The sequence below is a fragment of the Rubrivivax gelatinosus genome (genome assembly GCF_004340905.1).
In the GTDB taxonomy this organism is placed as follows: domain Bacteria; phylum Pseudomonadota; class Gammaproteobacteria; order Burkholderiales; family Burkholderiaceae_C; genus Rubrivivax; species Rubrivivax gelatinosus.
The window spans coordinates 19,443-32,395 of the sequence record NZ_SLXD01000016.1; the positions used below are offsets into that span (position 1 = coordinate 19,443).

Here is a 12,953-nt window from a genome sequence, read left to right on the forward strand (position 1 = left end):
CCTCCGGTCCTCGTGACCGCCCCTCCCGAGGGAGTCGATGCAATCCTTGCTGCTCGCGGTGGACCGGCTGTCCACCTGGATGGGACAGCTGTTCGCCTGGACCATCGTGCTGCTGACCTTCGGCATCAGCGCCGAGGTGTTCTCGCGCTACGTGCTCAACGAGCCGCACGACTGGGCGCTCAACGGCCAGATCATGCTCTACGGCGCGCTGTTCATGATGGCCGGCGCCTACACGCTGGCCAAGAACAACCACGTGCGCGGCGACGTTCTCTACGGCTTCTTCAGCCCGCGCACACAGGCCGCGGTGGACCTGGTGCTGTACCTGCTGTTCTTCCTGCCCGGCATCGTCGCGCTGACCTGGGCCGGCTGGACCTACGCGATGGAGTCCTGGGCGATCCGCGAGAAGACCTTCTCGGCGACGCCGCTGCCGCTGTACCCGTTCAAGTTCGTCATCCCGCTGGCCGGCGCGCTGCTGCTGCTGCAGGGGGCGGTGGAGATCGTGCGCTGCGTGCTCTGCCTGCGCGACGGCCGCTGGCCCTCGCGCGGCGAGGACGTCGAGGAGGTCGACGTCGACAAGCTGAAGGCGATGGTGCACGTGAAGGACGAGGACATCGCCGCGCTGGACCGCTACGTGCAGGCGAAGGAGCACTGAGTGAAGCTGCGCAAGGAACTGTGGTTCGGCTTCACGCTGATGGCGCTGATCCTGGCCGGCGTCGCCGTCGTGCTGGGCCGCGCCGAGACCATCACCAGCGGCCACCTCGGCCTGCTGATGCTGGGGCTGATCGTCGTCGCGATCATGCTCGGCTTTCCCACGGCGTTCACGCTGATGGGCATGGGCATGATCTTCACCTGGATCGCCTACGAGCGCGACACCGGCAAGACGCTGGACCTGATGGTGCAGTCGGCGTTCAAGGTGATGAGCAACGACGTGCTGATCTCGATCCCGCTGTTCGTCTTCATGGGCTACCTGGTCGAACGCGCCAACCTGATCGAGAAGCTGTTCAAGAGCCTGCATCTGGCGATGGCGCGTGTGCCGGGCTCGCTGGCGGTGGCGACGCTGTTCACCTGCGCGATCTTCGCCACGGCCACCGGCATCGTCGGCGCGGTCGTCACGCTGATGGGGCTGCTGGCGCTGCCGCAGATGCTCAAGAGCGGCTACGACATCCGGCTGTCGGCCGGCGCGATCACCGCCGGCGGCTGCCTGGGCATCCTGATCCCGCCGTCGGTGATGCTGATCGTCTACGGTGCGACGGCCGGGGTGTCGGTGGTGCAGCTCTACGCGGGCGCCTTCTTCCCCGGGCTGATGCTCGCCGGGTTGTACATCGTCTTCGTCATCGGCCTCGCGATCGTCAAGCCGGGCTGGGCGCCGCCGCTGGCGCCCGAGCTGCGCGTCGTGCCGCTGCCGCTGGCCACCGCGCGTTTCGCCGAAGGGGCGCAGCGCGCGCTGCCGGTGCTGCTGGCCGCGCTGAAAGGCCGCCGCAACGCCGACGTGCCCACCGGCCACCTGCTGCGCCAGCTGGCGATCGTGCTGATGCCGGCGCTGCTGTTCGCCGCGGTGGCGACCGGAGCACACCGGCTGGTCACCGCGCCGGTGCCGGCGCCGGAGACGGTGGCCTCGGGCGGGCTCGCCGAGATCGGCGAGGAAACCGCCGCACGCGACGAGGGCGGCCTCGCCGAGCCACCCACCGAGGGACTGGCCGAGCCGCCGGGGTCGGGTGAGCTGGCCGAACCGCCGTCGTCCGGGGCCGTCGAAGAACCGCCCGGCGCCGAAGCCGCAGCCCCGGCCGGGGGCAGCGTCGCCCAGCCTGCAGGCGCCGCGGACGGCGCACCCGCCGCGGCCGCTCGACCGGCCCCGCGCGGCTACTGGATCGGCGTCGGCACCGGCGCGGTGGCGCTGCTGGCCTTCTACGCGCTGCTCAGCTTCCAGCGTCTCGAGATCTTCAAGATGCTGCTGAGCTCGTTCTTCCCGCTGATGGCACTGATCATGTCGGTGCTGGGCTCGATCGTCTTCGGCCTGGCCACCCCCACCGAGGCTGCGGCCGTCGGCGCGCTGGGCGGCTTCGTGCTCGCCGCGGCCTACCGCCAGCTGACCTTCGGCGTCGTCAAGGAGAGCGTGTTCCTGACCGCCAAGACCAGCGCGATGGTGTGCTGGCTGTTCGTCGGCTCGGCGATCTTCTCGTCGGCCTTCGCGCTGCTGGGCGGCCAGGAACTGGTCGAGCAGTGGGTGCTGTCGATGAACCTGACGAAGACCGAGTTCCTGCTGCTGTCGCAGGTGATCATCTTCATCCTGGGCTGGCCGCTCGAATGGACCGAGATCATCGTGATCTTCATGCCCATCTTCGTGCCGCTGCTGGACAACTTCGGCGTCGACCCGCTGTTCTTCGGCCTGCTGGTGGCGCTGAACCTGCAGACCGCATTCCTGTCGCCGCCGGTGGCGATGGCCGCCTTCTATCTGAAGGGGGTCAGCCCGCCGCACGTGACGCTGAACCAGATCTTCGCCGGCATGCTGCCGTTCATGGGGATCCAGATCATCGCCATCGCGCTGCTCTACGCCTTCCCGGCGATCGGGCTGTGGCTGCCGCAGCTGCTGTACCGCTGAGACAAGCGCGGCGGGGCGAACCCCGCCGCGCTTGAAGGCTTCAGTCGGCCAGCGAACGTGCGAAGGCGAACACCGAGTTCGGCGCCCGTGTGGCCACCGCACGCGGCGCCGGACGCGGCATCGCCAGCGCGCGGCGCCGCGGCGTGACCTCGATGTCCACGCCCTTGGCGCGTTGCTCCTCGAGCAGCGACTCCAGCGTGATGCCGGACATGTGCTGCATCATCACCGCGTCGAGTTCGGCCCACAGCGCCTGGCCGGGCGTGACCTCGGCGGCAGGCGCCGGCCGGTCCTCGACCGCAGCCACCACGTCGGCGATCGTGATCGCATCGGCGCGACGGCCCAGCGTGTAACCGCCGCCGGGGCCGCGCGTGCTCTCGACGAGCCCCTGGCGGCGCAGACGGGCGAAGACCTGCTCCATGTACGACAGCGACACCTGCAGGCGGCCGCAGATGGCAGCCAGGGCCACGGGGCCGGCCTGCTGGCGCAGGCCGAGATCGACGAGGGCGTTGACCGCGAATCGGGTCCGGGTGCTCATGCGCATGGCAGGTTTCCTTTCTTGAGTCCGACGGAGAATCTAAGGTCGCATTCACTTCGCGTAAATGCGATATTTGAAGAAGCAAGGTTCGCAAAACTCGAAGCATGAACTTCAAGCACCTGCACTACTTCTGGGTCGCCGCCCGCGCGGGCGGCGTCGTGAAGGCCGGCGAGCAGCTGCACACGACACCGCAGACGCTGTCGGCGCAGATCAAGCTCCTGGAAGACCGTCTGGGACGCCGTTTGTTCCGCAAAAGCGGGCGCAAGCTGGAACTGACCGAAGACGGGCGTGTCGCGCTGGGCTACGCCGACGAGATCTTTGCGCTGGGCAACGCGCTGGAGGCAGCGCTGCGCCAGCCCAGCGGCGGTGAGCGGGTGCTGGAGCTGCGCGTGGGCGTGGCCGACTCGGTGCCCAAGTCGGTGGCCTACCGGCTGCTGGAGCCGGCGCTGGCCCTGCCGGACCGCGCGCGCATGGTCTGCCACGAGGGCAAGTTCACCGACCTGCTGGCGCAGCTGGCGCTGCACCGGCTGGACCTGGTGATCGCCGACGAGCCGCTGTCGCGCCGCGTCAGCGTCAAGGCCTTCAACCACCCGCTGGGCGGCAGCCCGACGAGCTTCGTCGCCGCGCCGGGCCTCGCGCTGGACGGCGAGTTCCCGCGCTGCCTGGACGGCGTGGCCATGCTGGTGCCCGGCGCCGCCTCGCCGCTGCGGCCGCAGCTCGAAGCCTGGCTGACGCGGCACGGCGTGGCACCGCGCATCGTCGGTGAGTTCGACGACGGCGCGCTGACCCGCGCCTTCGGCCGCGCCGGCCGCGGCGTCTTCCTCTGGCCCACCGCGCTGGAGGCCGAACTGGTGGCCCAGGACGGCGTGCGCGTGGTCGGCCGCAGTGACGAACTGATACAGGATTTCTTCGCGATCTCGGTCGAACGCCGTCTCACGCACCCCTGCGTCGTCGCGATCACGCAGGCCGCGCGACGCGACCTGTTCACCGGATGACGATCGCGGCGAGCGTGCGCTCACATCGCACACACGCGCCGACACGCGGCCCGATGGCGGCGTGGAGCGGGGGTAGTGGCGGGTGGGCGTCATCGTCGGCGGAAGCGGTTGAGAGCGAGCATCACCGCTACAGAAGGCCGGCAAGGGGTAAAAGTTCCCCTTCGTCTTGTCGGACATCGCCGCATCCTGTCGCGCGCAGTCGCAGCACGTCGCCCGGCGCTGGCACCACGACGGTGCCTGCGTACAGTGCTTTCATCGCCCACGGCGCGCCCCGAACACCATGAGCCCCGCCTCCCGCAATCCCAATGACTTCGACTGGCCCCTGATGCGGGACCGCGTCATCCGCGCCTTCCACGTCTACGCCAACTGGCTGGTGGGCATCAGCTGGAAGCGCTTCATCGTCCTGTCGCTGCTGCTGCTGATCGCGGCGTCGATCCTTGAGGAGATGCCGCCCTTCCGCTGGACGGTCACCGAGACGATCGAGAGCGACCCCCCGGTGCGCACCGTGCGCAAGCCGGTGCAGCCGCCGGCGCCACCGGTGGTCGTCGCGCCCCAGCCGCCGAAGCCGGCCTCCGGCGCCTCCAGCGGTTCGCTGGACATCCGCATCAACGAACACGGCATCCGCATCACGCCCCCGGACGCCGAGCCGGCCGCCCAGGCGGCCTCCGCCGCCGCGTCGGCCGCCGAGATCGCCCAGCAGGCTGCCTCGACGGCCGACGACGGCATCACGATCAACGTGCCGGCCAACGTCGACCGCGAGGCCATCCGCGAAGCGATCCAGGAAGCCCGCGACGCGATCCGCGAGGCCATCGAGGACCAGAAGCAGGCCGCGCGCGACGCCGCCGACGCGGCCCGGGATGCCGCCGAAGCCGCCCGCGAGGCGGCCGCCGACGAGGAGGAGATCGTCATCGACAGCGGCGGCCGCCGCGTGCGCCGCATCCACTGGGGCGACTTCCTCAGCAACCTGGCGCTGCTGTGGATCCTGGGCTCGGCGCTGATCAAGGCGACCTACAAGGGCCGCATCCAGGCCGAGGCCAAGGCCGCGCAGGCCACCGAGACCGCCGAGGCCGAGGCGCTGCGCCGCCAGGTCGTCGAGGCGCGCATGGCGGCGATGCAGGCCCAGGTCGAGCCGCACTTCCTGTTCAACACGCTGGCCTCGATCGACCACCTGATCGAGACCGACCCGCAGCGCGCCAGCCAGATGCAGAAGAACCTGATCGCACTGCTGCGCGCCAGCATGCCGACGATGCGCGAGACCAGCGACGGCGGCGTGCGCGAGCTCGGCCGCGAGATCGCCGTCATCCGCCCCTACCTGGAGATCCTGAAGGTGCGCATGGAGGAACGCCTGGCCACCGTGCTCGACGTGCCCGAAGGCCTGCTGTCGGCCGAGTTCCCGCCGATGATGATCCAGACCCTGGTCGAGAACGCGATCAAGCACGGCCTGGAACCCAAGCCCGAAGGCGGCTCGCTGACCGTTCGTGCGCAGGTCGTGCACGGCAAGCTGCAGGTGACGGTGGCCGACACCGGCCTGGGCTTCGGCAAGGCCGCCACGGCCGGCACCGGCGTCGGCCTGGCCAACGTGCGCGAGCGCCTGCAGATGCTCTACGGCCTGAAGGCCACACTGGCGATCACCGAGAACCAGCCCAGCGGCACGGTCGTCACGATCACGGTACCGTACCGCCCGGTCGAAGGCGCGGCGACGGCCGCCGCCGCCACGGCCTGAACCCCGTCAGGACCATCCGATGAACGACAACGCCCCCGTGCGCGCCGTGCTCGCCGACGACGAGCGTCTGATGCGCGACCAGCTCCGCGCCCGCCTGGCCGAGGTCTGGCCCGAGCTGGAGATCGTCGCAGAGGCACGCAACGGCCTGGAGGCCGTCGAGCTCGTCGCCCAGCAGCGCCCGGACATCGTCTTCCTCGACATCCGCATGCCGGGGCTGACCGGCGTCGACGCGGCGCGCCAGATCGCCCAGCTGCCGCCGCGCGACGACGGCGACGAGGACGAACCGCTGCCCGAGATCGTCTTCATCACCGCCTACGACCAGTACGCGGTCGAGGCCTTCGAGCAGGGTGTGGCCGACTACGTGCTCAAACCCGCCGAACGCGAACGCCTGCAGCTCACCGTCGAGCGGCTGCGCAAGCGCCTGGCGGCCCGCCGCGGCGAAGGCGAGGACGCGCCGGCGGCGACGAACATGCAGCAGCTGCTGCACCGGCTGGCGGCGCAGCTGAACCCGGCGTCCGCGCCGCGTTACCTCGAATGGATCCAGGCCGGCGTCGGCAACGCGATCCAGATGATCCCGGTGCAGGAGGTGCTGTTCTTCGTCAGCGACGAGAAGTACACACGCGTGCAGACGGCGCAGGTCGAGGCGCTGATCAGGAAGCCGATCAAGGAGCTGGTCGACGAGCTCGACCCGCAGCGCTTCTGGCAGATCCACCGCAGTACGCTGGTGGCCGTCAACGCGATCTCGGGCGTCACACGCGACTTCCGCGGCCGCCAGATCGTCAGCGTGCGCGGCCACCCGCAGAAGCTGGAAGTCAGCCGCAGCTACAACGGCCTGTTCAAGGGCATGTGAGCGTGACGCCGCGCCGGGCCGTGCTCGGGATCGCCGGCATCGCCGCGCTGGCCATCGGCGCCGGCGAGCTGATGCGGCGATTCGGCCCCGCCGGGCCCTCGCCGCTCGTCGACGAAGCCGCGCCGCCGCTGGCCGGGCCGCGGCTGGACGATCCGGCGGCCGCGTGGTCGTCGGCCTCGCTCGCCGGCCGGCCCTGGCTGCTGAACTTCTGGGCCTCGTGGTGCGCGCCCTGCCGCGACGAACATCCGCTGCTCGTCGAACTGGCCGCCGAGCGCCGGCTGGCGATGGTCGGCGTCGCGCACCAGGACCGGCGCGACGCCGCGCGAGGCTGGCTGGCGCGCCAGGGCAACCCCTACGACACCGTGCTCGAAGACGCCGACGGCGCGCTGGCCGCGCCCTGGCGGCTGCCGGGCGTGCCGGCGACTTTCGTCGTCGACGGCAGCGGCCGCGTGCGCCTGCGCCGCATCGGGGCGCTGCGTGCCGCCGATCTCGACACCTGGGTGCGGCCGCTGCTGAAGGCGCTAGGCGTCTAGTCGGCGCTCGGCGCCGGAGCCGAGGCCTTGGCGGCCAGCGCGGCACGCAGCTTGGCCAGGCGCTCGCGCGGGTCTTCGCGGCCGGTGGCTTCGTTGAGCTTCATCTCGGCGATGAAGCGGCTGGGCAGCGCGGCGACGAGCTCGCGCCCCTTCTTGCGCCGGCGCAGCGTGCTGACCACCAGCGTGCGCCGGGCGCGCGTGATGCCAACGTACATCAGCCGCCGTTCCTCTTCCAGGCGCTCGGGCGTCATCTCCTCCTCGCCGGCGCGGAAGGGCAGCAGGCCTTCGTTGACGCCGGCCAGCACGACGTGCGGCCACTCCAGGCCCTTGGACGCGTGCAGCGTCGACAGCGTGACGACGTCCTGGTCCTCGCTGCGTTCGGCCAGGCTGATGATGACGGCGATCGTCTGCGCCACCTCCAGCACCGTCTGCTCGGGCCGGTCCTCGTCGCCGCCGGCACGGCGCGCGATCCAGTCGACGAAGTCGACGACGTTGCTCCAGCGCGAGGCGGCGATCTTCTCGCTCTCCTCGCCGTCGTGCAGATGGCGCTCGTAGCCGATGTCGGTGAGGAACTCCAGCATCAGCTTGCGCGCCTCGTCGCCGCCGCGCGTGTGGCGGGCACGCTCCTCCAGCGCGTTCACGTAGCGGCCGAACTCGTGCAGGGAGTCGACCGCCTTGCCCTTCAGCGCGGTCTTCAGCGTCGGCGAGAACAGCGCCTCGAACAGGCTGACCTTCCACTTGCCGGCGAACTCGCCCAGCGAAGCCAGCGTCTGGTGGCCGATGCCGCGTTTGGGTGTCGTCACCGCGCGCAGGAAGGCGGGGTCGTCGTCGGGGTTGACCAGCAGGCGCAGCCAGGCGCACAGGTCCTTGATCTCGGCGCGGTCGAACCAGCTCTGGCCGCCGGAGACCTTGTACGGAATCTGCGCCTGGCGCAGCTTCTGCTCGATGATGCGGGCCTGGTGGTTGGCGCGGTAGAGGATCGCGAAGTCGGCCCAGGCGATGCGCGCATCGGCGCCACGCAGCGCCTGGATGCGCGCGACGGCGCGTTCGGCCTCGTGCTCCTCGCTGTCGCACTCCAGCAGCCGCACCGGCTCGCCGTCGCCGAACTCGCTCCAGAGCTTCTTCTCGTAGATCTTCGGGTTCTGCGCGATGACGTTGTTGGCGGCGCGCAGGATGTGGCCGGTGGAGCGGTAGTTCTGCTCCAACGGGATGACCTTCAGCCGCGGAAAGTCCTGCGGCAGCCGCTTCAGGTTCTCGATCGTCGCGCCGCGCCAGCCGTAGATGCTCTGGTCGTCGTCGCCCACCGCGGTGAACGGCGTGTGCTCGCCGACCAGCGCCTTCAGCAGGTCGTACTGCACGGCGTTGGTGTCCTGGTATTCGTCGACGAGGATGTGGCGGAAGGTGGCCTGCCACTTCTCGCGCGCCTCGGCGTCGCGCGCCAGCAGTTTCAGCGGCAGCGAGATCAGGTCGTCGAAGTCGACCGCCTGGAACGCGGCCAGCCGCTCCTCGTAGCGTTTCATGACGACGGCGGCGACACGCTGGTCGTCGTCGGCGGCGGCACGGGCCGCGGCGTCGCTGTCCAGGCCCTGGTTCTTCCAGAGGCTGATCGTCCACTGCCAGCTGCGCGCCACCGCGTTGTCGTTGCAGCCGCCGGCCTCGCGCAGCACGCCCAGCACGTCGTCGCTGTCGAAGATCGAGAACTGCTCCTTGAGCCCCAGCCGCGAGCCGTCGGTCTTCAGCAGGCGCACGCCCAGCGAGTGGAAGGTGCTGATCGCCAGCTCCTTGGCGGCGCGGCCGCCGACGAGCTGCTTGGCGCGCTCGCGCATTTCGGCGGCGGCCTTGTTCGTGAAGGTGATGGCCGCGATCTGGCGCGGCTCCAGCCCGGCCTGCAGCAGGCGCGCGATCTTGTGCACGATGACGCGCGTCTTGCCCGAGCCGGCGCCGGCCAGCACCAGACACGGGCCGTCCAGGTGGTGGACGGCGGCGAGCTGGGCGGGGTTGAGCGTGGCGGGGGCTTCGGCCATCGGGGGCGGCGTCGGGGCAGGCGGGAGGGGCGCGCATCATAGGCCGTGGCGGCGGGGCCTGCCGGCCCCGCCCCTGCCCGCCCGGCGCGGCCGCCTACTCCACCACGAAGACCACCGCAGTGCGTGCCGGCAGCGTGAAGCGGCCGGCCGCGGTGTCGACGGCCGCTGTCGCCGCCCGCGTGTCCGCGGCGCCGGTGGCCCGGTGCACCGGGTGCAGCACCCAGGCCTTGCCGGCGTCCTCGGGAATCGTCAGCGTGCGCGCCTCGTCGTCGACGTTGACGAAGTACAGGATCTCGCCGAAGCCGGCGCCGGCGTAGCCGCTGCCGCTCAAGTGGCCGACCAGCACCGTCGGCACCTGCGAGGCGCCGGTGTTGCGGAAGGCCAGCCGCGCCTTGACGTCGGCGGCGCTGCGCAGCCGGAACAGCGTCGAGCTGGCGCGGATGCGCAGCAGGTCGCGGAAGGCGTCGCGTGTCCAGGCGATCTGCGCCGGCGGCGGCAGCAGCTCGGTGTCCGCGAGCAGCGGGCGCATCAGGTCCCAGTTCGAGCCGTTGTCGCCTTCGGGCGGCAGGCCGACGCCGAAGTTGTTGCTGGTGTAAGTCCAGTCCAGCTTGTTGAACCAGTCGCCCGAGTCGTAGCTGTTGCGGTCCAGCGACTTGCTGCGCAGCGTGTCGATGCCGGCATGGAAATAGGCGACACCCTGGCTGAAGACGTTGACCGCGGCGGCCAGCATCTGCACCCGGGCGCGGTCCTCGGCGCTGGTGGCCAGCGGCAGCTTGTAGACGCCGATGTCGAACAGCGTCTGGTTGTCGTGGTTCTCCACGTAGTTGACGACCTCGCCCGGCTGGCTGACGTAACCCGCCGGCTGGCCGTTGTAGTCGATGGCCTGAAGCTCGCGCGTGTCGCCGGTGTAGGTGCGCAGCGTGTAGTCGCGGATCGAGCCGGCGAGCCCGACACGCACCAGGTCGGCGGCGCGCAGCAGGTCGGTCGCCGTCTTGCCGCCGCCCAGCGCGTTCGGGTCGTAATACAGGCCGTTGACGTAGCCCTGGTTGGCGATCAGCGCATCACCGCCGTCGAACGGGCTGCCGCCGCGCACCGCGTCGCGCGCCCGGTCGCTGAAGGTCGCGATGCCCGAGCCGTTCAGCGACAGCTGCGAGGCCTGGACGAACCGCGCGCCGTCGGCGACCTCGCCGAAGTTCCAGCCTTCGCCGATCAGGTCGACGCGGCGGCCGGTCGCGGCGTCGACCGCGGCCTGGAGCTGCTCCATCACCGCACGCGGCTGGTGGCCCATCAGGTCGAAGCGGAACGAATCGATGCCGTACTGCGTCGCCCACAGCACGACCGAGTCGAGCATCAGCTTGCCCATCATCAGGTTCTCGGTCGCGGTGTTGGCGCAGCAGGTCGAGGTCTCCAGCTCGCCGACCGCGTTCAGCCGCTGGTAGTAGCCGGGCACGACTCGGTCCAGCACCGCCTTGTCGTTCTGGCCGGCCGCCGTCGTGTGGTTGTAGACCACGTCCATGCCGACGCGCAGCCCGGCCGCGTGCAGCGCCATCACCATCGAGCGGAACTCGCGCACGCGCGCCGCGCCGTCATCGGCGTCGCTGGCGTAACTGCCTTCGGGCGCGTTGAAGTGGAAGGGGTCGTAGCCCCAGTTGAAGCAGTCCTCGGACTTCACCGCGCCGACCGCCGCCTGCTGGGTGCTGCCGTCCGGCGCGCCGGAGATGGTCGGCGTCACGCAGCCGGTCTCGGGCACGGTGGCGATGTCGAACACCGGCAGCAGGTGCACGTCGGTCAGCCCGGCGCCGGCCAGCGCCGCGAGGTGGCGCATGCCGTTGGAGGCGGTGTCGGTGAAGGCCAGGTACTTGCCGCGGTGCGCCTCGGGCACGGTGGCGTCGTTGGCCGAGAAGTCGCGCACGTGCAACTCGTAGATCGACATGTCGGGCGCGGCGGCCAGCGCCGCCGGGCGCGTGTGGCCGTCCCAGCCGGCGGGTTTGAGCGCCGCCGCCGACAGGCTGGCGATGTAGCTGCGCTTGGAGTCGGCCGACAGGCTGACCGAGTACGGATCGGTGACGAGCTGGCGCACCAGGCCGACGCCGCGCACGAAGACCTCGACGACCCAGCGGTAGGTGCGCCCGGACAGGTCGCCGCTGCGCTCGGCGCGCCAGACGCCGGTGGCGGCGTCGAAGCTCGCCTTCTCCAGCGCGACGGTCGGGCCGGTGGCGCTGTCGTAGATCGCGACCGAGACCTTCTGCGCCGTCGGCGCCCAGAGCTTGAAGACCGTGCTCTCGGCCCCCGGCGTGACGCCGAGGTCGCCGACCGCGGCGGCGGCGGCGTACAGGTCGTCCAGCGCGCCGGGCAGCTGCGCCGTCGTCGCGTTGCGCACCTCGCCGTCGGCCGTCTCCTGCACCAGCACCAGCTGGCGCTTGAGCAGCTCGCCGATGCGCGACTGGTCGGCGCTGCGCACCGCCAGGCGCACGCCGGCGGCGACGAACTTGAAGCGCTCGGCGACCGCGGGGTCGAGTTCGGCGGTCGACACGTCCAGCGTCAGCGCGCCGTCGGCGCCGCTGACCTGGCCGCCACGCGGCGCCTGGATCTGGCCGCGCGAGGCAAGTAGAGCTTGAAGACGCCGGTCGAGTCCCAGCGCGGTGCCTGGATCAGCGCGCGCGTCAGCCAGTAGGCGCGCGCGTCGCGCGTCGACACCTGGCGCAGGTCGGGCGGCGCGGTGTAGACGGTGGCGTCGCCTTCGACGAGCCAGATCTCGCCGACGCCGGCGGTGGCCGCGAGCGTCTCGTAGTTGACGGCGATGTTGGCGTCGCGGCCGTCCTTGTCGTCGGGCGAGCCACCCGGCGGGCGGCCGTGGATGATGAACTCGAGCCCGGTGCGCGAGTCGTCGTCCTTCGGGTTGAGCACCGGGATGTCGAAGACGATCTCGCCTTCGCCGGCGCTGTAACCGGGCATCGCGTCGAAGGCGACGGCGGCCTGCCAGTCGCCGATCGTCACGCCGGGCAGGCGCGAGGCGTCCAGGCCGCTGCCGCTCCACAGGTGCAGGCCCCAGTTCGTGTAGCCGCCGTCGTAGCGGCGGTAGTGCACGCGCACCGTGTCCAGGTCGGGCGTTTCGGCGCCGACGGGGTTGCGTGCGTAGTTCGCCGTGTCGCCGGCGAGCTTGTAGATCGTGCTGCCTTCGGCCAGCGACCAGTACTGCTGCTGGTCGCCGGTGTTGCCCGACCAGCCCGAGGGTTCACGCTCCGAGCCACCCCCCTTGACGATGATGAAGTTGAAGGCCGAAGCCGCCACCGGCACGTCCCAGTAGCTGCCGGCGGTGTCGACGCCGTCGGGCGCACGGCCGGGCCAGCCACCCAGTGCCTCGCCCGGCGCGTTGTAAACATACAAGGTCCAGCCAGCGTAGTCGGCGTCCGGGCGGCTGTAGTGCAGGCGCACCGTGACCGGCTCGCCGGCGGTCTCGTCGGGCACTGCGGCGAGCACCTTCTTCAGATCGCTGGAGTCGCCGACCGATAGGTCGGAGCCCCCGCCGCCACCGCCTCCGCAGCCCGGCACGAAAGCCAGCACCACCGAGGTGAAAACGAGGGCCCACCAGCGCCGCAGCGCCTGCCACGATCCACTCATTTGTCGTCTCCTCTGACGTCCGGAGCCTCCGGCGGCAGACCGTCACCGCCGGGGCTGCCGATGCTATTGAGAC

The 12,953-nt window shown here is 70.9% G+C and carries 10 protein-coding genes; 6 read left to right on the forward strand and 4 right to left on the reverse strand.

Annotated features, from left to right (window positions below):
- Positions 1-37 precede the first annotated feature (37 nt).
- The gene (locus tag EV684_RS21005) at positions 38-652 is read left to right on the forward strand and encodes a TRAP transporter small permease subunit (protein WP_132649305.1); all 615 of its coding nucleotides are present in this window, start codon (positions 38-40) and stop codon (positions 650-652) included.
- Positions 653-2,599 (forward strand): TRAP transporter large permease, encoded by a 1,947-nt coding sequence (locus tag EV684_RS21010; RefSeq protein WP_132649306.1) that lies wholly within the window; start codon positions 653-655, stop codon positions 2,597-2,599.
- A 40-nt stretch (positions 2,600-2,639) separates the two neighbouring features.
- Here the strand turns inward: EV684_RS21010 and EV684_RS21015 are convergent, their stop codons facing one another.
- Positions 2,640-3,140 carry an Rrf2 family transcriptional regulator gene (locus EV684_RS21015; protein ID WP_132649307.1) on the reverse strand — a complete coding sequence of 167 codons (501 nt, stop codon included), beginning with the start codon at positions 3,138-3,140 and terminating at the stop codon, positions 2,640-2,642.
- Positions 3,141-3,238: 98 nt separating this feature from the next.
- Between EV684_RS21015 and EV684_RS21020 the strand changes: the two genes are divergently transcribed.
- The 4 genes from EV684_RS21020 to EV684_RS21035 all read left to right on the forward strand — a co-directional run bounded on the left by EV684_RS21020 (position 3,239) and on the right by EV684_RS21035 (position 7,235).
- A complete protein-coding gene (locus EV684_RS21020; protein WP_132649308.1) occupies positions 3,239-4,129 on the forward strand; it encodes a LysR family transcriptional regulator in 891 nt (296 codons plus the stop codon).
- A 280-nt stretch (positions 4,130-4,409) separates the two neighbouring features.
- The gene (locus EV684_RS21025; protein ID WP_132649309.1) at positions 4,410-5,852 is read left to right on the forward strand and encodes a sensor histidine kinase; all 1,443 of its coding nucleotides are present in this window, start codon (positions 4,410-4,412) and stop codon (positions 5,850-5,852) included.
- A 19-nt stretch (positions 5,853-5,871) separates the two neighbouring features.
- On the forward strand, positions 5,872-6,702 hold the full coding sequence (locus tag EV684_RS21030) for a LytR/AlgR family response regulator transcription factor (RefSeq protein ID WP_132649310.1): 831 nt from the start codon (positions 5,872-5,874) through the stop codon (positions 6,700-6,702).
- 2 nt (positions 6,703-6,704) lie between these two features.
- Positions 6,705-7,235 (forward strand): redoxin domain-containing protein, encoded by a 531-nt coding sequence (locus EV684_RS21035; protein WP_243651248.1) that lies wholly within the window; start codon positions 6,705-6,707, stop codon positions 7,233-7,235.
- On the opposite strand, the gene EV684_RS21040 is transcribed toward EV684_RS21035, so the two are convergent.
- The 3 genes from EV684_RS21040 to EV684_RS24620 all read right to left on the reverse strand — a co-directional run bounded on the left by EV684_RS21040 (position 7,232) and on the right by EV684_RS24620 (position 12,880).
- A complete protein-coding gene (locus EV684_RS21040; RefSeq protein ID WP_132649312.1) occupies positions 7,232-9,259 on the reverse strand; it encodes an ATP-dependent helicase in 2,028 nt (675 codons plus the stop codon). The genes EV684_RS21035 and EV684_RS21040 overlap by 4 nt on opposite strands.
- A 94-nt stretch (positions 9,260-9,353) precedes the next feature.
- Positions 9,354-11,897, reverse strand: coding sequence for an alpha-1,6-glucosidase domain-containing protein (locus tag EV684_RS21045; protein ID WP_310733573.1), 2,544 nt, complete (start codon positions 11,895-11,897; stop codon positions 9,354-9,356).
- On the reverse strand, positions 11,801-12,880 hold the full coding sequence (locus EV684_RS24620; RefSeq protein ID WP_310733571.1) for a pullulanase-associated domain-containing protein: 1,080 nt from the start codon (positions 12,878-12,880) through the stop codon (positions 11,801-11,803). Before EV684_RS24620 ends, EV684_RS21045 begins: the two co-directional genes overlap by 97 nt.
- Positions 12,881-12,953 lie beyond the last annotated feature (73 nt).

Bases quoted from the DNA above. Each gene is read 5' to 3' on its own strand.
- EV684_RS21005 (WP_132649305.1), top strand. From the start codon at position 38: ATGCAATCCTTGCTGCTCGCGGTGGACCGGCTGTCCACCTGGATGGGA.
- EV684_RS21015 (WP_132649307.1), bottom strand. From the start codon at position 3,140: ATGCGCATGAGCACCCGGACCCGATTCGCGGTCAACGCCCTCGTCGAT.
- EV684_RS21020 (WP_132649308.1), top strand. From the start codon at position 3,239: ATGAACTTCAAGCACCTGCACTACTTCTGGGTCGCCGCCCGCGCGGGC.
- EV684_RS21025 (WP_132649309.1), top strand. From the start codon at position 4,410: ATGAGCCCCGCCTCCCGCAATCCCAATGACTTCGACTGGCCCCTGATG.
- EV684_RS21030 (WP_132649310.1), top strand. From the start codon at position 5,872: ATGAACGACAACGCCCCCGTGCGCGCCGTGCTCGCCGACGACGAGCGT.
- EV684_RS21040 (WP_132649312.1), bottom strand. From the start codon at position 9,259: ATGGCCGAAGCCCCCGCCACGCTCAACCCCGCCCAGCTCGCCGCCGTC.
- EV684_RS24620 (WP_310733571.1), bottom strand. From the start codon at position 12,880: ATGAGTGGATCGTGGCAGGCGCTGCGGCGCTGGTGGGCCCTCGTTTTC.